At 72.1% G+C, this 16721-nt stretch carries 15 protein-coding genes and 2 pseudogenes; 9 read left to right on the forward strand and 8 right to left on the reverse strand.

Annotation, left to right across the window (positions count from 1 at the left end; translation table 11 throughout):
- Nucleotides 1-83: 83 nt before the first annotated feature.
- The 5 genes and pseudogenes from GTW40_RS02870 (at nucleotide 84) to GTW40_RS02890 (ending at nucleotide 4517) form a co-directional block, all read left to right on the forward strand.
- Nucleotides 84-926, forward strand: a pseudogene (locus GTW40_RS02870) (serine hydrolase).
- Between the two features lie 142 nt (nucleotides 927-1068).
- The gene (locus tag GTW40_RS02875; protein WP_161178558.1) at nucleotides 1069-2145 is read left to right on the forward strand and encodes an NAD(+)/NADH kinase; all 1077 of its coding nucleotides are present in this window, start codon (nucleotides 1069-1071) and stop codon (nucleotides 2143-2145) included.
- A 105-nt stretch (nucleotides 2146-2250) separates the two neighbouring features.
- A complete protein-coding gene (locus GTW40_RS02880) occupies nucleotides 2251-2406 on the forward strand; it encodes a DUF6131 family protein (RefSeq protein WP_161178559.1) in 156 nt (51 codons plus the stop codon).
- 123 nt (nucleotides 2407-2529) lie between these two features.
- Nucleotides 2530-3780, forward strand: coding sequence for a cytochrome P450 (locus tag GTW40_RS02885; protein WP_161178560.1), 1251 nt, complete (start codon nucleotides 2530-2532; stop codon nucleotides 3778-3780).
- Nucleotides 3781-4025: 245 nt separating this feature from the next.
- Nucleotides 4026-4517 (forward strand): peptidylprolyl isomerase, encoded by a 492-nt coding sequence (locus GTW40_RS02890; RefSeq protein WP_161178561.1) that lies wholly within the window; start codon nucleotides 4026-4028, stop codon nucleotides 4515-4517.
- Nucleotides 4518-4575: 58 nt separating this feature from the next.
- Here the strand turns inward: GTW40_RS02890 and GTW40_RS02895 are convergent.
- The 4 genes and pseudogenes from GTW40_RS02895 to GTW40_RS02910 all read right to left on the reverse strand — a co-directional run.
- A pseudogene (locus GTW40_RS02895) lies at nucleotides 4576-5233 on the reverse strand (class I SAM-dependent methyltransferase); the annotation flags it as partial.
- A 197-nt stretch (nucleotides 5234-5430) separates the two neighbouring features.
- Nucleotides 5431-6033: a ScbR family autoregulator-binding transcription factor gene (locus tag GTW40_RS02900; RefSeq protein WP_161178563.1), complete on the reverse strand. Its 603-nt coding sequence runs from the start codon at nucleotides 6031-6033 to the stop codon at nucleotides 5431-5433.
- Between the two features lie 52 nt (nucleotides 6034-6085).
- A complete protein-coding gene (locus tag GTW40_RS02905; protein WP_161178564.1) occupies nucleotides 6086-7321 on the reverse strand; it encodes a cytochrome P450 in 1236 nt (411 codons plus the stop codon).
- Between the two features lie 301 nt (nucleotides 7322-7622).
- Complete coding sequence (locus GTW40_RS02910; protein WP_161178565.1) at nucleotides 7623-8306, reverse strand: ScbR family autoregulator-binding transcription factor; 684 nt, start codon at nucleotides 8304-8306, stop codon at nucleotides 7623-7625.
- A 383-nt stretch (nucleotides 8307-8689) separates the two neighbouring features.
- On the opposite strand from GTW40_RS02910, the gene GTW40_RS02915 reads away from it, so the two are divergent.
- Nucleotides 8690-10600 carry an acyl-CoA dehydrogenase gene (locus tag GTW40_RS02915; RefSeq protein ID WP_237525304.1) on the forward strand — a complete coding sequence of 637 codons (1911 nt, stop codon included), beginning with the start codon at nucleotides 8690-8692 and terminating at the stop codon, nucleotides 10598-10600.
- Nucleotides 10601-10672: 72 nt separating this feature from the next.
- Here GTW40_RS02915 and GTW40_RS02920 read toward each other — a convergent pair whose 3' ends face one another.
- Nucleotides 10673-11638 carry a threo-3-hydroxy-L-aspartate ammonia-lyase gene (locus tag GTW40_RS02920; protein WP_161178566.1) on the reverse strand — a complete coding sequence of 322 codons (966 nt, stop codon included), beginning with the start codon at nucleotides 11636-11638 and terminating at the stop codon, nucleotides 10673-10675.
- A gap of 50 nt (nucleotides 11639-11688) precedes the next feature.
- Entirely contained in the window at nucleotides 11689-12336 is a 648-nt protein-coding gene (locus tag GTW40_RS02925; protein WP_161178567.1) for a PAS domain-containing protein, read from the reverse strand.
- Between the two features lie 238 nt (nucleotides 12337-12574).
- Here GTW40_RS02925 and GTW40_RS02930 point away from each other — a divergent pair, with 238 nt between their 5' ends.
- Nucleotides 12575-12847 carry a DUF3761 domain-containing protein gene (locus tag GTW40_RS02930; protein ID WP_202485302.1) on the forward strand — a complete coding sequence of 91 codons (273 nt, stop codon included), beginning with the start codon at nucleotides 12575-12577 and terminating at the stop codon, nucleotides 12845-12847.
- Between the two features lie 138 nt (nucleotides 12848-12985).
- Nucleotides 12986-14326 carry an MFS transporter gene (locus GTW40_RS02935; protein ID WP_161178568.1) on the forward strand — a complete coding sequence of 447 codons (1341 nt, stop codon included), beginning with the start codon at nucleotides 12986-12988 and terminating at the stop codon, nucleotides 14324-14326.
- Here GTW40_RS02935 and GTW40_RS02940 read toward each other — a convergent pair.
- Nucleotides 14321-14788 (reverse strand): hypothetical protein, encoded by a 468-nt coding sequence (locus tag GTW40_RS02940; RefSeq protein ID WP_161178569.1) that lies wholly within the window; start codon nucleotides 14786-14788, stop codon nucleotides 14321-14323. The genes GTW40_RS02935 and GTW40_RS02940 overlap by 6 nt on opposite strands.
- An 83-nt stretch (nucleotides 14789-14871) precedes the next feature.
- A complete protein-coding gene (locus GTW40_RS02945) occupies nucleotides 14872-16200 on the reverse strand; it encodes a DUF1479 domain-containing protein (protein WP_161178570.1) in 1329 nt (442 codons plus the stop codon).
- A gap of 144 nt (nucleotides 16201-16344) precedes the next feature.
- Here GTW40_RS02945 and GTW40_RS02950 point away from each other — a divergent pair.
- Nucleotides 16345-16721: winged helix-turn-helix domain-containing protein (locus tag GTW40_RS02950; RefSeq protein ID WP_161178571.1), on the forward strand; the 377-nt coding region annotated here is incomplete at its 3' end.

Genomic DNA, 16721 nt, shown 5'->3' on the forward strand with positions numbered 1-16721 from the left:
CCAGACCCCGCGAGCCCGGCCTGATCCAAACGAGAGGCCCTAGGTTCGCAGCACCGTGCCCCCCACCGCGAAGGCCGTTCCCCATGCTTCACCCCCGCACGCACCCGCACCGCTCCCGAAGGACGCGGCGCGCCACGGTCACGGGCGCGCTCGCCACGCTGACGACGGCGCTGACGACGGCACTGGTGACGGCCGGCACGTTCCCGGCCGCCGCCGCGCCCCGCCACGGCTCGGACTTCGCCAAGTCGGTGCACGCCCAGGGCGAGGCCCGCGTCGCCGCCGCCGTACTCGACCTGGACGACCCGCAGCACAAGCCCGCGATCCACGGCGACGGCGGGCCGTTCGACACGGCCAGCATCGTCTAGGTGGACATCCTCGCGGCCGCCCTCCTGCGGGCCCGGGACGCCGGGCACGGGCTGAGCGCGGCGGAGCGCGACCGGGCGAAGGCGATGATCGAGCACAGCGACAACGCGGCCGCGAACGCCCTGTGGCGGAGCATCGGGCTCGCCCCGGGCCTGAAGGCGGCCAACGAACGGCTCGGGCTGACCGAGACCGAGGGCGGTTCAGGAACCCGCTGGGGACTGACCCGCACCACGCCGGCGGACCAGATCCGGCTGCTGCGCGCGGTGTTCGACGACGAACCCGCCGCGCTCGACAAGACGTCCCGCGCCTACATCCGCTCGCTGATGGGCAACGTGGCCGACGAGCAGTCCTGGGGCGTGTCGGCGGCGGCCGGTTCGGACTGGGCGCTGAAGAACGGCTGGCTCCAGCGGAACACCACCGGACTGTGGGACGTCAACAGCGTCGGCCGGATCGAGAGGGGCGGACACCACTACCTCGTCGCGGTCCTCTCGGACGGCAGCACGTCCATGAAGGACGGCATCGCCCTGGTGGAGCGCGCGGCCCGCGCGGCGGTCGCGGGCTGAGCCCGCCGAGGGGGCTGTCGCGAAAGCCTCCGGGACCACCCCGCAGCCTCTGGGACCGCCCCGCGCGGCGTGGCGCGCCGCGCGTCCGTACCGGTTCCCGACGAGGATGGCCCTCGGGGCGAGCGGCCGGGAGGCGACGGACATGACGGTGAACCGGATCGGCCTGGTCGTCCACGAGGGACGGCCCGCGGCCGTGGCGGCGGCGGAGACCGTGCGCGAGTGGTGCGCCGAGCACGCGGTGGGCTGCGCGGACATCGACGTGTGGGGCGAGGGCACGCGGCACAGCGCCCGTGAGGAGGTCACCGCCGCGCACGACCCGGATCTGATCGTCACCCTGGGCGGCGACGGCACCTTCCTGCGCGGTGCCCGCCTGGCGACGGAGGACGACGCCCTGATCCTCGGGGTCGACCTCGGGCGCGTCGGCTTCCTGACGGAGGTGCCCGCACCGGCGGTGCGCGCCGCCCTGGACGCCGTCCGGGAGAACCGGTTCGACGTGGAGAGCCGGATGCTGCTCACCCTGCGCACCTCCTGCCGCCTCGAAGTGCCGCGGCACATGGAGCCGCTGGTCGGCCACGGGCGCGGTCCGCTGCTGCCGCCGCCGAGGGTGCGCGGGGAGTGCGAGCAGAGCGACGACTGGGGTGTCGCGCTGAACGTCACCGCGCTGAACGACGTGGTCGTGGAGCGGCTGACGCGGGACCGGCAGGTGTCGGTGGGCGTGTACATCGCCGGGCAGCTGCTCGCCTCGTACTCGGCCGACGCGCTGATGGTGGCCACGCCCACGGGTTCGACGGCGTACAGCTTCGCGGCCGGGGGGCCGGTCGTCTCACCGCGCGCGGAGGGGCTGCTGTTCACGCCGGTCGCGCCGCACATGGCGTTCAACCGCTCGGTGCTGGCCGCCCCGGACGAGCCGATCGCGCTGCGTGTCCTGGAGCGCTCGGGTCCGGCCGCCGTCAGCATCGACGGCCAGGTGCGCGGGGTGCTCAACCCCGGCGACTGGATCGGGGTGTACGCCGCGTCCCGCAGGCTGCGCGTGGTGCGGCTCGGGCCGATGGACTTCTACGGGCGGCTGCGCGAGCGCATGAACCTCACCGACGCGCCCGCCGCCGTGGCCGACGGCGGGGCCGCTCCGCTGTGGCCGGTGCGTACGCCACCCCCGGGCGACCTCGCCCATCTCGCGTTGCCCACCGGACCCGAGGACGGGGCGCGGCGGCGGTCCTGACGCGCAGTCGTCCGTCCGTCCGGAGAATTCCCGCGCGGGCAGGAGAATGTGCGCGGTTCGGGGGCACCAGGAGAGGCAGGAACTCCGTTCACCTGGAGGCAGACCATGATCGCCGTCGGCGTCATCTTGCTCATCATCGGTTTTCTCACCGGGATCTCGATCCTGTGGACCATCGGCATCATCCTCTTGGTGGTGGGTGCCGTGCTGTGGATCCTGGGGTCCACCGGTCACGCGGTCGCCGGCCGTCGTCACTATTGGTGACTCCCGCGCCATTGGTGACTCCCGTGCCGGACGCGTCCGGCGTGCGGGCTCCGCGGGGCTGAGGCAGGCTTCGGGGCAGAGTTCGCACCGCCGGGCAGCCCGGCAACCTGGGAGTGATGCGCCATGCCCTTCGACTCCACGTCCGCGCCGGACACCGCGCCCGCCTCTCCCCCGCCCCCGCCGCCGGTACGGCCGTGGACCGTCGAGGATCTGCCCGCGCTCGACCCCGACCCGTTCTTCGACGAGCTGCTGCGGGACGAGCCCATCACCCGTATCAGCCTGCCGTACGGCGACGGGCACGCCTGGCTGGTGACCCGGTACGAGGACGTCCGCGCGGTCACCTCGGACCCCCGCTTCTCCCGCGCCGAGCTGGTCGGACGCTCGGTGACCAGCATGGCCCCGCAGGCGGTCGCCTCGCAGACGGCGGGGCTGCAGTACATCGACCCGCCCCGGCACACGGTGCTGCGGCGGGTCGTGGCGCGTGCGTTCACCGCGCGGAGCATGGCGCGGCTGCGGCCCGTGGCGGAGCGCATCGCCCACCGGGCGCTGGACGGCATGGAGCAGGCGGGCCCGCCCGGCGACCTCATGGAGCATCTGTACACGCCGTTCCCGATCGCCGTGGTCTGCGCGTTCCTGGGCGCCGACGAGGACGACTGGCGTGCCTGGGCGGGCCATTCCGAGGCGCTGCTGTCCAAAGCGGCCGACGGCGAGGACCGCAACAAGCAGGCCCGCGCGACGACGCGCGGCCGGGTGGTGGACCTGCTGCGCCGCCGCCGCGAGGAGCCGCGCGACGACCTCGCAGGGGTGCTGGCGGCCGCCGCGGCGACCGGTGAGATCACCGACGACGAGGCGGTCTCGCTGGCCATGGCCGTCTACGTCAGCGGCGGTCACGCGGTGCGCAACAACAGCGGGTCGATGATGTACGCGCTGCTCACCCATCCGGAGCAGTTCGCGCGGCTGCGGCGCGAGCCGGAGCTGCTGCCGAGGGCGGTGGAGGAACTCTTCCGCTTCGTCCCGCACCGCAACGGCGTGGGCATCCCCCGCCTCGCCACCGAGGACGTGGAGATCGGCGGCCATCTGATCCGCAGGGGCGAGGCCGTCTACAACGCCTACGTCGCCGCCAACCGCGACCCCGAGGTCTTCCCCGACCCGGACGCGCTCGACTTCGACCGCACCGGCCCCGGACACGTCGCCTTCGGCCACGGGCCGCACTTCTGTCTGGCCGCGCTGATGGCCCGGATGGAGGCGGAGGTGCTGATCGGCTCCGTCACGGAACGCTTCCCGGCGCTGCGGCTGGCGGTGCCGTCCGGGGAGGTCGAGTTCCAGCGCGACGGACTGATCCGGGGGCCGAGGACGCTGCCGGTCACTTGGTAGGTCAGTTGTTCGGCGGATCGCGAGCGGGGGGCAAGGGGTGACATGATTCACAGGTGCGCAGATACCGGGCACCGAGGACAGCCAACACGGCTCTCCCATGAGGCCATTGAGCCCCACCGACACCTTCCCAGTCGATTGCATTCGAAAATATCCAGGCGGTTGTGCGTAAAGGATCACACTCCTGACAGCACTCGGAACCGGGCGTCGGTGAACGCCGCGCGCCCCACGACGGTAGGTTGATCTCCATGAGCGACAACGTTTACTTCGACGTCAACATCGACGACCAGCCGGCCGGCCGGATCGTCTTCCGCCTCTACGACGACGTGGTCCCCAAGACCGCCAAGAACTTCCGCGAGCTGGCCACCGGCGAGCACGGCTTCGGCTACGCCGGTTCCCCGTTCCACCGCGTCATCCCGCAGTTCATGCTGCAGGGCGGCGACTTCACCAACGGCAACGGCACCGGCGGCAAGAGCATCTACGGCGAGAAGTTCGCGGACGAGAACTTCTCCCGCAAGCACGACCGCCCGTACCTGCTGAGCATGGCGAACGCGGGCCCGAACACCAACGGCTCGCAGTTCTTCGTCACCACGGTCGTCACCCCGTGGCTCGACGGCAAGCACGTCGTCTTCGGCGAGGTCGTCGAGGGCCAGGACATCGTGGACAAGATCGAGGGCCTGGGCAGCGACAGCGGCGCCACCCGGGGCAAGATCACCGTCGCCGCGAGCGGCACGGTCTGACGGCACCCGCCGACCCACCGCGCCGTGCCCCCGCTCCGGGGGCACGGCGACGCCGGGTTCACGGGGTGCGCCACACGAACACCTCGGTGTCGGACGCCCGTTCCGCGAAACACCCCTCCGGCGAGCGGGCCCGCAGAAGCCCCCGCAACTCCGCCTCGAAACCGGCCAGTCGGTGCCCGAACAGCCCCGGCGCCGACGAGGACAGCGAGAACACCCGGGCGACGACATCGTCCTCGCCGCGCTCCAACTCCCCGGCCCCTGGCACGACATGACGCTCGCGCCCCAGAAACCCGGCCCGCTGGAAGACCCCGGCCTCTCCGCCGGGCGTGCCACTCGGCAACACCCCACGCCCCGCGCGCCGTACGGGCCCGAGGTACTCCCTCACCAGTCGGCCGATGTCCTCGTACGGAACACGCGGCCACCGCGTCTTTCCGCCGACCGCCCCGCCCTTCAGCTCCGCGACGTGCACCAGCGCACCACCGGGCCGGAGCAGTTCCCGGACCACCGACGCGACCAGCGGCCGGTCCATCCAGTGGAACGACTGCCCGAACACCGCCACGTCGAAGGTGCCGAGCCCGGCGGGCAGTTCCTCGGCCCGCGCCCGCAGCCAGACCGTCCTGTCGGCCGCGACGGCCGCGACGGCCTCGCCGGACAGCCGGCGCGCCTCCGCGATCATCCCGGGGTACGGGGTCCACGCCGACGGTCTCCGCGAACAGGATCTCGTCCCACGTCCAGTCGTCGGCCACGGCTCACCTCACCGTGATCGTAGGCTAAGCTTGTTCATGAGCGAGGCACCCAAATACGGGTGACGCGCCGTGCGTTGGTGGTCCAAGGAAAGACGTCCCGCTTCCTGCGGGAAAATGCAGGTGCAAGGCCTGCCCGGCGCTCCATCGAAAGCCCCGTCCCTGGGAAGTCAGGGGCGGGGTTCTCTCGTTGGCGGACGAGAGGCCAGGCAGGGCAGGAGCAGGGTCCAGAAGCGGTCCATCCGCTCGCGCGACAGCCAGTCGCGGTCCCGGCTGCCCAGCGTCTCGAACCCGGCCGTGGCGGCGACGACCGCCACCACGGCGCCCTCGGAGCAGACGCCGTCGGCCAGTTCACCCGCCGCCTCCGCCCGGCCGACCGTCTCGCGTACCCACGCCTGCCACCAGTCGAGCGGCCCGGCCCGGTGCCGCCGCGCGGGATCGCCGCCGAGCCGGAAGCCCGCCGAGGTCACGGGGTCGGCGGCGAGGGTGACCGCGAGCTGACGGGTGGCGGTGACGAGCGCCCCGAGCGCGCTGCCCTCGGAGCGCCCGCAGCGCCCGGCCAGTTCCCGTACCGTACGGGCCGCCACCCGCTCGACCTCACCGGCCAGGGCGTCCTTGTCCGGGAAGTGGAAGTGCAGCGCGCCCGTGCTCACCCCGGCCCGCGCGCTGATCGCGGGTAAGGAGGCACGGGCGTACCCGTGGGCGGCGAAGAGTTCCGCCGCCGCGTGGACGAGGGCCTGCCGGGTCCGGACGGCCCGTTCCTGCTTGACCATGGCGCTCCCCCTTCGGGGCCCGTTCCGGGAACGGGCCCGCGCCGTACGCCGGTCAGGCGTCCGTCGGACGCAGCAGCACCGGCAGTGAGCGGAATCCGTTGAGCATGAAGGTGGGCAGCGGCTGCAACTCCTCGGGCGCGCAGGCCAGTCGTACGTCCGGGAAGAGCCCGAAGAGCTTCGCGAGCGCGGAGGCGGCCTCGATCTCGCCGAGCGGGGCGCCCAGGCAGCGGTGCGGACCATGTCCGAAGCCGAGGATGTCGCGCTTGGTGCGCAGCACGTCGAAGCGGCTCGCGTCCGGCCCGTGCCGGTCGGTCTCGTGGCCGCCCGCCGCGAAGTCGACGAGGATGCAGTCGCCCTTGCGGATGGTCACGCCGTCCAGGTCGATGTCCTCGACGGCGAACCGCAGCGGCGAGTAGGCGCCGGGCGTGTGCACCCGCATCGCCTCGGAGACCACGTCGGCCCAGGTCGCCCGCCCCTCGCGGACATGCTCCAGCTGCTCGGGGTGGGTGAGCAGGGCACCGGCCGCGTTGGTGATGAGGGTGGCGGTGGTGTCCTGGCCCGCGGCGATGAACATGAAGAGGGAGCCGAGTAGTTCCTCCTCGGTGAGCCGGTCGCCGTTGTCGCGGGCGGCGATCAACGAGCTGGTGAGGTCGTCCCCGGGCTGCTCCCGCTTGACCGCCACCAGCTTGGCGAGCAAACCGAACGCCTGGAGCCGGGCGGCCTCCATCTCGGCGGCCGGGGTCGTGGAGCTGAACACGGTGCTGAGCGCGTCCGAGAGCGCGTCGGTGTCGGCGCCGCGCGGCACCCCGAACAGCTCGCAGATGACGCGCAGCGGCAGCACCTCGGCGTAGTCGGTGCGCAGATCGACCGGGGTGCCGGGGGCCACGGCGGCGAGGGAGTCGAGGAGTTCGGCGGAGAGTTCCTCGACGCGCGGGCGCAGCGCCTCGGAGCGGCGCAGCGTGAAGGCGCCCGCGACGAGCCTGCGCAGCCGGGAGTGGTGCTCCCCGTAGGCGAAGAGCATGTTCTCGTTGGCCACCCAGGGGTACAGCGGCCAGTCCTCGGTGATCTTGCCTTCGATGAACGCGGGCCAGTGCAGCCGGGCGCTGCGCGAGACGCGGGGGTCGGCCAGCAGCCGTTCCACGTAAGTCTGTTGCACGACCGCCCAGGCGATCACGCCGCCGGGCAGTTCGACGGGGACGGCGGGGCCTTGTCCGCGCAGGTGGGCGGCCTCGCCCTGGTGGTCGCGGCCGGTGATGTCCAAGACGTAGGGGCAGGCGGTCGTCTCCATCGGTGTCCTCCCTGGTTCGGTCCTGCGCTCACGTGGTCGTGCTGCGGTGCCGTCCGGCGGGAGGTTCCCGGCGTCCGGGCGGGTCCGTGGGTAGCGGGTGCGGAGGGGCATTGGCCGTCCGGGCGGGGTCCGGGCACGGCCGGGCGGCGATGCGGCCACTGGTCGGGGCGACCGGCTACTCGTCGGACGAGCCGCTGGGTCGACCGCCCGGCCACCGGCCGAGGGGCGGCTACCGGTGGGGACGGTCCGGGCACCGGCCGGGCGGCGGTCCGGTCCCCGCGCGCCCCGCCGCTCCCGGCGCTCAGCCGGTGACGCCGGGCTCCTCGGCCTCCCGGCGCAGGGCCAGCGCCTCGGCGTGGACCCGGGCGCCCCGGTCCAGGCCCATGTCGAGGCGGACGAGGACGGCGGGGACGGCGATGCTGGTCATCAGATGCCGGTAGAGGTCGACCACGCGCTCCATGAGGTCCGTGTGGTCGTTCATGATCTTGGAGAGCACCTGGGCGCCGGTGAAGGCGGCGACGAACGCCTTGGCGGCGGCCTCGACGTCGACGTGCGGCAGGAGTTCGCCGCTCGCCTTCGCCCGTGCCAGGAGTTTGGCGTTGTGGTCGATCCAGGAGGCCATGGGAACCCGCCGGTCCAGTCCGTCCTGGGGCGAGCCCTGGTCGACGGTGAGCCGGACGCTGCCGCGCACCAGCGGGTTGCCCTCGCCGAGCAGGTGGGCGAGGAGGAAGCCCGCGTCCAGGCCCTCCTGAAGGACCAGTTCGCGCGGCGGGGTGTCCGGTACCGAGGTCAGCTGGTCGGTCAGCACGGCCTGGGCGAGCTGTTCCTTGGAGGCGAAGTGGAAGTAGAGGGCGCCCTTGGTGACGTTGGCCCGCTGCAGGATCTCGGAGATCGTCGCGGCCTCGTACCCCACGTCGGCGAACACGTCGGCGGCTGCCACCAGGATGTTGCGCCTTGTCCTGATCGCACGTTCCTGCAGCGCCACGGCACACCCTCCGCACTGGCTTCACGGCCCGGTCGGTGACGGAAAGAGACCGGCGGGTACGCATCCTGCCACCCGGCAACTCGCCCTTTCAAGCGTGCGCTCGTCCTCACGTACGAGGGGCCGGGCCCCTCACCGCCGGCCACGATAAGACGTGCCGCCCGGTATCACAACGCCTTCGGACCGATCGGAGGCGTTGCGGGAAGGGTGCCGCATCCCTGCAAAAGCCGTTCAGTTTCGGTCAGTTGACGAAACAGAAACGCCACATTACGCAACCGCACGGTGACCGATTGACAGAGTCGTGCTTGATAAGCAAACCGGAAGGTCCGTATCTTCTGACACTGCGCATCCCTTCCTGCCGGATCTGCGACCACGGGAGCGGGCTCATGACTCTTCTGACACCTCAGGCGGAACTCCCCTCGGCACCCGGGAACGACGACGACGAGCGCGACAAGTCCCCCCTGCCTTCGTCCGGTTCGGTGCCGTCCCGGGCGGCCGTCGCGGAGCTGACCCGGCTCCTGTTCGACGGCGGAGCGCGCGAGCGCGGCCATGGCCGCTGGCGCGAGCTCATCGCGCGGGACACCTTCCGCCACCGCCCCGGTCTCGGCGCCGACGAGCGCGCCGAACTCTCCTACGCCTGGCTGCGGCTGGTGAACGACACCGCCGGGGCGCCGGAACGGCTCGCCGACGATCCGGCGGAACTCGCGGCCCTGCACGAGTGGGCGGCCATCGTGGACGGTGGCGGCGGCCTGTGCACGGTGGCGAGCATCCACTACAACCTGTTCCTCGGCAGCCTGCTCGACCACGACGGCGGCCGCGACCTCTCCGACTTCACCTCGCTCCGCCGCGTCGGCACGTTCCTGTGCACGGAGCTGGAGCACGGCAACGACGCCTCAGCCCTGGAGACGACCGCCGAACTCGACCCGGAGACCGGTGGGTTCGTTCTGCACACCCCGCATCCGGGCGCCCAGAAGTTCATGCCCAACACGAGTCTGACCGGCGGCCCCAAGAGCGCGGTGGTCGCCGCCCGCCTGCTGGTGGACGGCCGGGACGAGGGCGTCTTCCTCTTCCTGACCCCGCTGAGCGACGAGAACGGTCTGCGGCCGGGCGTCCACGTGCGCAGGCTGCCCATGCGCACCGGCGCGCCCGTGGACCACTGCGTGACGTCCTTCGACCGGGTGCCGCTGCCCCGCTCGGCGCTGCTGGAGTCCGCGCACGGCCGTCTGGACGCCGAGGGCACGCTGCACAGCGAACTCGGCAACCGGCGCAAGCGGTTCCTGCGCTCCATCGGCCGGGTCACCATGGGCAAGCTCTGCATGAGCGGCGCGGCGATCGGCGCCACCCGGGCCGCACTCGCCATAGCCGTGCGCTACGGCGGCCACCGGCAGGTCAGCGGGCCGCGCGCGGGCGAGCGCATCCCCGTGAACGCCCACCGCTCGCACCACGGGCCGCTGTTGAGGGGACTGGCGACCTCGTACGCCATGACCTTCCTGCACCGCAGGGCACTTGACGGCTGGACCGCGCACCGCACGGACCCGGACACCGAACGGCAGGCGGAGGCCGAGCGGTTGGTGGCCGTCGCCAAGAGCTGGATCACCTGGAAGGCGCGGGAGGTCACCGTCGAGTGCCGTGAACGCTGCGGTGCCCAGGCGCTGTTCGCGGCCAACGGGCTGTCCGAGTTCCCGCAGTACATCGAGGGCACCGTCACCGCCGAGGGCGACAACACGGTGATCTGGGTGAAGGCGGCCGCCGAGATGCTGTTCGCCGAGCAGCCGCCGCTGGGCCCGCTCCACTCCCCCGCCGGTACGGCCCAGTTGACCGACCCCCGGCATCTGCGGGAGCTGCTGGCCCGGGCGGAGTCGATCTGGCGGGACCGGGCGCGGACCCGGCTGCGGCGGGGGCCGTCCGGCGATCCCGTCGCCCGCTGGAACGGCGCCTCCTCGGCGGCGCTGGAGATGGTCTCGGCGCACGCCCTGCTGCGGGCGGCCGACGCCTTCCTGGACGCGGCCGACCGGGCGGCGGAGCCGGGAGCTCGGGCCCTCCTTGGACGGCTGTGCCTGCTGTTCCTGCTCCAGGAGACGAGCGCCCGCAGCGGCGACCTGCTGGCGCACGGGCACCTCTCCCCGGAGCAGGTGTGCGGTCTGCCCGAGCTGGTGGACGATGTGCTGCGCGAGCTGGCCCCGCACATGGCCGCCCTGGTGGAGGCGTTCGACCTGCCGACGGCCTTCCTGGACGGGGTGCCACTGGCCAACTCGGGCAGTGTGTCGCTCGCGGACTACGCGCTGCCCGCCGAGTAGCCCGTACGGCGTCTCCGGGCGCGGGCCGGTGACCGCGCCCGGAGCTGGTGACCGCGTCCGGAACCGGCGTCGTCAGCCGGCGAGTTCGGTGAACCTGCGGGTGTCGATGTTGCCGCCCGAGGCGATGACGCCGACGCGACGCGGGAGGTCCTCGACGCGTCCGGAGAGGAGGGCGGCCAGGCCGGTGGCGCCGCTCGGTTCGAGGACGATCTTCAGTCGCTCGAAGGCGAACCGCATCGCCTCCACGATCTCCTCGTCGCTGACCAGAGCGATCTCGTCCACCAGCCGCCGGTTGATCCCGAAGGTGATCTCACCGGGCGAGGGCACCACCTGGCCGTCGGCGATGGAGCGCGGTACCGGGATCGTGACGCGCTCGCCGGTGTCGAGGGAGCGCTTGGTGTCGTCGCCCTCCTCGGGCTCGACGCCGACGATCCGGATGTCCGGCTGGAGGGCCTTCGCGGCGGTGGCGCTGCCCGCGATGAGCCCGCCGCCGCCGACGGGCACGACGAGCGCGTCGAGTTCGCCGGTGTCCTCCAGGAGTTCGAGCGCGGCGGTGCCCTGTCCGGCGATGACGTCGGGGTGGTCGTAGGGCGGAATCAGGGCGAGGCCCCGCTCCTCGGCGAGATCGGTGCCCAGCGCGTTGCGTTCCTGGGTGTAGCGGTCGTAGGTGACGACCTCGGCGCCGTAGCCGAGGGTGGCCTCCAGCTTGGAGCGGGGCGCGTCCTCGGGCATGAGGATGACGGCGGTGGTGCCGAGTTCCCGCGCGGCCAGCGCGACGGCCTGGGCGTGGTTGCCCGAGGAGAACGCGGCGATGCCCTTGGCCAGTTGGTCCGGGGTGAGCCGGGCGGCGGCGTTGTAGGCGCCCCGGAACTTGAAGGCGCCGACCCGCTGGAAGTTCTCGCACTTGACGAACACCTCAGCTCCGACACGGGCGTTGAGGGTGCGCGAGGTGAGCACGGGGGTGCGGTGGGCGATGCCCTTCAGGCGCGCGGCGGCGGCCCGGACGTCGTCGAGGGTGAGGGAGGGTACGGCGGCCATGGTGTCTTCCCTGGGGTGATCGGCGGTACGGGTGGACTCGAACGGGCCTGTCATCCGGCGTAGTTATAGACGGTCGCCCGGGAGACCCCGAGCAGGTCCGCGATGGTCCGGGCGGCGTCCCGTGAGGCGAAGTAGCCGTCCTGGTGGAGGCGGCGCACCAGTTCCCTCTTGTCGTCGCGGCTCAGGGATCGCGGAGTGGCGCCGCGCCGGGCGGCGTGGGACTCGACGGCGGCGCGCAGTTCGCGGGCGGTGCGGTCGCCGAGCGACTCCGGTGGCTCGTCGGGGTGTTCGGTGCCGGTGGCGACGAGACGGCCGAGAGCGAGGGCGACCGGGGAGAGCACGGAGACGTCGAGGTTGAGACAGAGCGCGGCGACGTAGTCACCGGCACGGTTCTTGATGCCGATGGAGGTGCTCTTGGCGGGGCGGCCGTCGGGGAAGCGGTTGGGATAGTTCTGGACGACACCGGGGTAGCACGGGTCGGCGATGCGGGCCAGGCCCAACTCGGTCGCGGCGTCGCCCACTCGGCGTCCGGAGAGGTTGTTCTCTATCGCGCGGATCGCGTGGTCGGGGTCGCGCAGGTCGTGCAGCACCACTTCGCACAGCCCGGGGAACATCCGGCCCAGGGCGACGGCGATCTTCTCGGCCTCCCGGATCAGATGCTCGTCCGCGTCGCGCTCCTCGGGATTGGATTGCTCCATGAACGTCCTCCGCTGGCACGGTGGTTGACGGCCCCGGCGACCAGCACTTCTGGACCGGAATTCCAGTTCTGGACAATACATCCGAGCACCGCGCCGCACCACGGTTTCGCGCGACCCTTCCCTCACCCACCCCCCTCCTCGGCTCACCCCGCTTCTCGCCCAACTCGCAGACCATGTGAAGAAACTGGGATACGATCTTCACGCGAAACACACAATCGATCTCCAGGGGGGGATTCCTTTGCGCGCACGCCTCGCCGCCACGGCCGTGGCCGTCGCTCTCGCCGGTGCCTTCTTCAGCGCCCCGTCCGCGTCCGCCGCGACGGCGCTGCCGTCCAAGAACACGGCCCACCACTGTGTGCGTCACACCACCGGACTGTGCGGCTGGACGCACCACCAGAAGCCGAAGGACAAGTACGAGACGGCGAAGTGCAAGGACGCCTCGGTGTCGTACTCGAAGCACTCCCAGGGCACCTGCTCGCACCACCGCGGTGTGAAGTACTGGTTCAAGTAGGCCGACCCAGGAGGCCGTCACGGGGGTGACGGCCCCTTGTGCGGGTGGGGCCGGTGACTCATGATCGGGCGGACCCGTGTCCCGGCGGAGCGGCAGGTGTGCCGTGCCTCCGGGACTTCGCCGTCCCCTGGAGCCGCCATGACACCCCCCACGGCCGTACCGTCCACGGACTCCCCCGGCAGCCGCCGCCTCGCCCTCGTCGGCGGGTCGCTCGGCAATCTCGTCGAGTGGTACGACTGGTTCGTCTACGCCAGTTTCGCGATCTACTTCGCCGACTCCTTCTTCCCCGGCGACAACCCGACCACCCAACTCCTCAACACCGCGGGCATCTTCGCCGTCGGCTTCCTGATGCGCCCGGTCGGCGGGTGGATTCTCGGGCGGGCCGCCGACCGGCACGGCCGCAAGAGCGCGCTGACCCTGACCGTCACGATGATGTCGGTCGCCGCGCTGCTCATCGCCGTGGCCCCCACCTACGGCCAGGTCGGCTACTTCGGCGCCCTCGTCCTCCTGCTCGCCCGGCTGCTCCAGGGGCTCAGCATCGGCGGCGAGTACGCGGCCAGCGCCACCTATCTCACCGAGGCGTCCGCCCGGAACCGGCGCGGGCTCGGCTCCTCCTTCCAGTACGTGTCGATGACCTGCGGTCAGCTCCTTGGCCTCGCCATCCTGATCACGCTGCAACACACCCTGACCGAGGACCAGTTGAAGAGCTGGGGCTGGCGGCTTCCGTTCGTGCTCGGCGCGGTGTTCGCGCTGGTGGTGTTCTGGCTGCGGCGGCGGCTGACGGAGACGGCGGCGTTCACCGAGGAGGCCGCCGACGAGGACACGCGGACCGCGCGCGGCTCGCTCGCCGCGCTGTGGGAGCACCGGCGCCAGGCGGGCCTGGTCATGGCCCTCACCCTGGGCGGCACGGTGGCGTACTACACGTACACCACGTACCTCACGAAGTACCTCATCGGCAGCGCGGGCATGAGCAAGTCGACGGCCACGCTGGTGAGTTTCACCGCGCTCACCGTGTTCGCCCTGCTCCAGCCGCTGGCCGGGGCGCTCTCCGACCGGATCGGCCGCAGGCCGCTGCTGATCACCTTCGCGGTGGGCTGCACGGTGGGCACGTACCCCATCATGACGGCGCTCGGCTCGGCGTCCTCCTTCTGGTCGGCACTGGGACTGTCGCTGATCGCCCTGGTGATCGTCACCGGCTACACCTCGATCAACGCGGCGGTGAAGGCCGAGCTGTTCCCCACCCGCGTCCGCGCCCTCGGTGTCGCCCTCCCCTACGCCGTCGCCAACGCCCTCTTCGGCGGCACGGCCGAATACGTCGCCCTGTGGTTCAAGGACGCCGGCCACGAGCGCCTCTTCTTCTGGTACGTCTCCGCCTGCGCGCTCGTCTCCCTGGTGACGTACGTCCTGATGCCGGACACGCGGGACGCGGCGCTGAGCAAGGCGGAGGCGCAGCCGGGCGAGAAGGTCCCCGCTCTATAGCTGATGTATCCAGGCGATCACGAACACGACCGCCCCGGCCGACAGGAGCAGCGCGGCGGGCAGTGCCCAGGCCCCGGTTCGTTCACCCCGGACGAACCGGGCGCCCAGGCGGTCGTCCAGGTGCGCGATGAGCCACAGCAGGCCCAGGGCACCGGCCACGACGGGCAGGCTGGCCAGGAAGTGCACCAGCCAGGCTCCGGCGAGCGTCGGGCCGCCCCACGAGTGGCCGTACGGCCCCTGGTCGACGAAGCCGTAGAACGCACCGCGCGCGATGACCTGCAGTTCCACGCCGACCAGGATGAGCGAGACGGTGCCGAGCAGGATGCCCGTCCCGGCGTGCAGCAGTCCGCGTAAGCGGTGGGGGTCGCGGCCCGTCAGGGCGGTGCGGGAGCGGACCACGCCGACCGGAAGGAGCGCCGCGGCCCGGAGGATGTCGGTGGCGACTGGTCTGATCGATGTCATGCCAGGACGCTAGGCCGCCGGGCCGGGGCACTGCCTCGTGCGGGGGCATGATCACGGCCCCCGGAGCGGGCTCCGGGTCTCCCCTACGGAGCGCTCGGGGACTGCCCCGAGGGCGTCTCTTCCAGGCCCAGTCCCCGGCGCCCCGTCTCGTTCAGAGAACCGGGGCCGAACCGGTCCGGCCAGGTGCGCTCGTAGTGCTCCTCGGGGAAGTCGGACGGGCTCGAGCCGGTGAGGAAGGCGGCGCGGACCGAGTCGGCGTACTCCTCGTTGCGCGGGCACCACGGCGCGGCGGGGATGTACATGACGTTGCCCCAGCCCCGCTGGTCCTGGACGGGGGCCACGCTGTGGATCATGTCGCAGTGCCACCAGACGGAGTCCCCGGCGCGCACGTCCGGGATGCCGGAGAGGGCTTCGAGGAGCAGGGGGTGCCACTTCTCGCTCGCGGGGAAGACCTGGTTCACGGTGACCCCGCACATGTCGTCCTCGGGGACGTCCGGCAGCAGGGGGCGGAGCATGAGCAGGGCCATCGCCTCGGGGACCGGCACGGTGTGCAGGACGCCCTGGTCGTGGTCCATGTCGGACAGCGCGGTCCAGCCCTGGAAGGTGCGGAACGCCGAGCACATGGTGGAGCCGGGGTACTGCGGGCCCGCCGTGCGGTGGGCCGGGTTCCAGGGGTCGTACTCCTCGACCGTGCCGTCGAAGAGGTGGTGGAAGGCGCGCTGGTAGGCGCCGGTCATCCACAGGTCGAGGGTGCCGGGGTCGCAGTGGGCGCCGAGGCCCGCGGAGTCGGCGCCCGGGGGACGGCGGCGGATGCGGTCGGGGTAGAGCGCGTCGCGGTCGGGGTCGAACCACTGGACCCCGTCGGAGGTGTGCTTCCAGAAGGAGTTGAGGAAGGACTGCACACGGGCCATGCGGTCGCTCTGCCGGGCCTCCATCTGGGCCGGGGACCAGTAGACCGGGTAGATCTCGGGCCGGGAGCCGACGCTGCCGAAGAAGTCGTCGCCGGGGCCCCGGTAGTTCTCGAAGAACCGGTTGCCCTCGACGTAGTCCACGATCCCGGCGTCCCAGGCGAGGGCCCGCTCGCGCGGGAAGTGACCGCGCACCACGAGACAGCCGCGCCGCTGGACCGCCGCGAGCTGCTCGGGGGTCACGGTGCCGTTCTCGATGTCGGCGTACTCGATCACGGGCCAGACCGGCTCGCCCGCCTCGCGCGCCGCGTGGATCTCCGCGACCCGCTCGGCCACGCGCCGCTCGGCGACGGCGTAGACCTCCTCGACGGTCCGGCCCGACGCCTCGATACGGGCGCGCAGCGCGGCCTTGATCGTGCGGATCGCGGCGGGCAGATCCTCGGGCACGGTTTCCCAGTGCGGCAACTCCCCCGTCTGGGGCTGCTGTTCAGCGGCGAGCGTCATCGCCCGGCTCCTTCGGTACGGCTCTGCGTGGGTGACGTACGGCGGTACGGACTCGCGCCCGACTATTTAGTCAGGAGTCCTTACCAATCCCCACGGTAGGCATCCCGGCAGGTTTAGGCAACAGCCCTTACTAGGATGCGGGGCATGACTCCCGCCAAGCCGTCCCTGGAGATGCTCCGCGCGCTCACCGACGAGAACGTGCTGCGCGCGCTGATGGCGCACCCGCGTCTGACCAGGGCGGAGATCGCCGCCCTGACCGGCATCTCGAAGCCGACCATCTCCGACGGCGTACAGCGCCTGGCCGGGTCCGGCCTGCTCGTGGACACCGGCGAGCGGACGACGGGACGCGGCCGCGCGGGCTCGTACTACGCGCTCGCCCCCGGCCTCGGCACGGCGCTGGTCGCGAGCATCACCCCGTACGGGGTGACCGGCGAGACCGTCGACGCCCTCGGCGCCACCGTGGACCGGGCCCGCACGGACCTCGGCCGCAACGCGGGCGAGCGCCGGGCCGCCCGCGCGCT

It is taken from the genome of Streptomyces sp. SID4985 (genome assembly GCF_009863025.1).
Classification (GTDB): Bacteria; Actinomycetota; Actinomycetes; order Streptomycetales; family Streptomycetaceae; genus Streptomyces.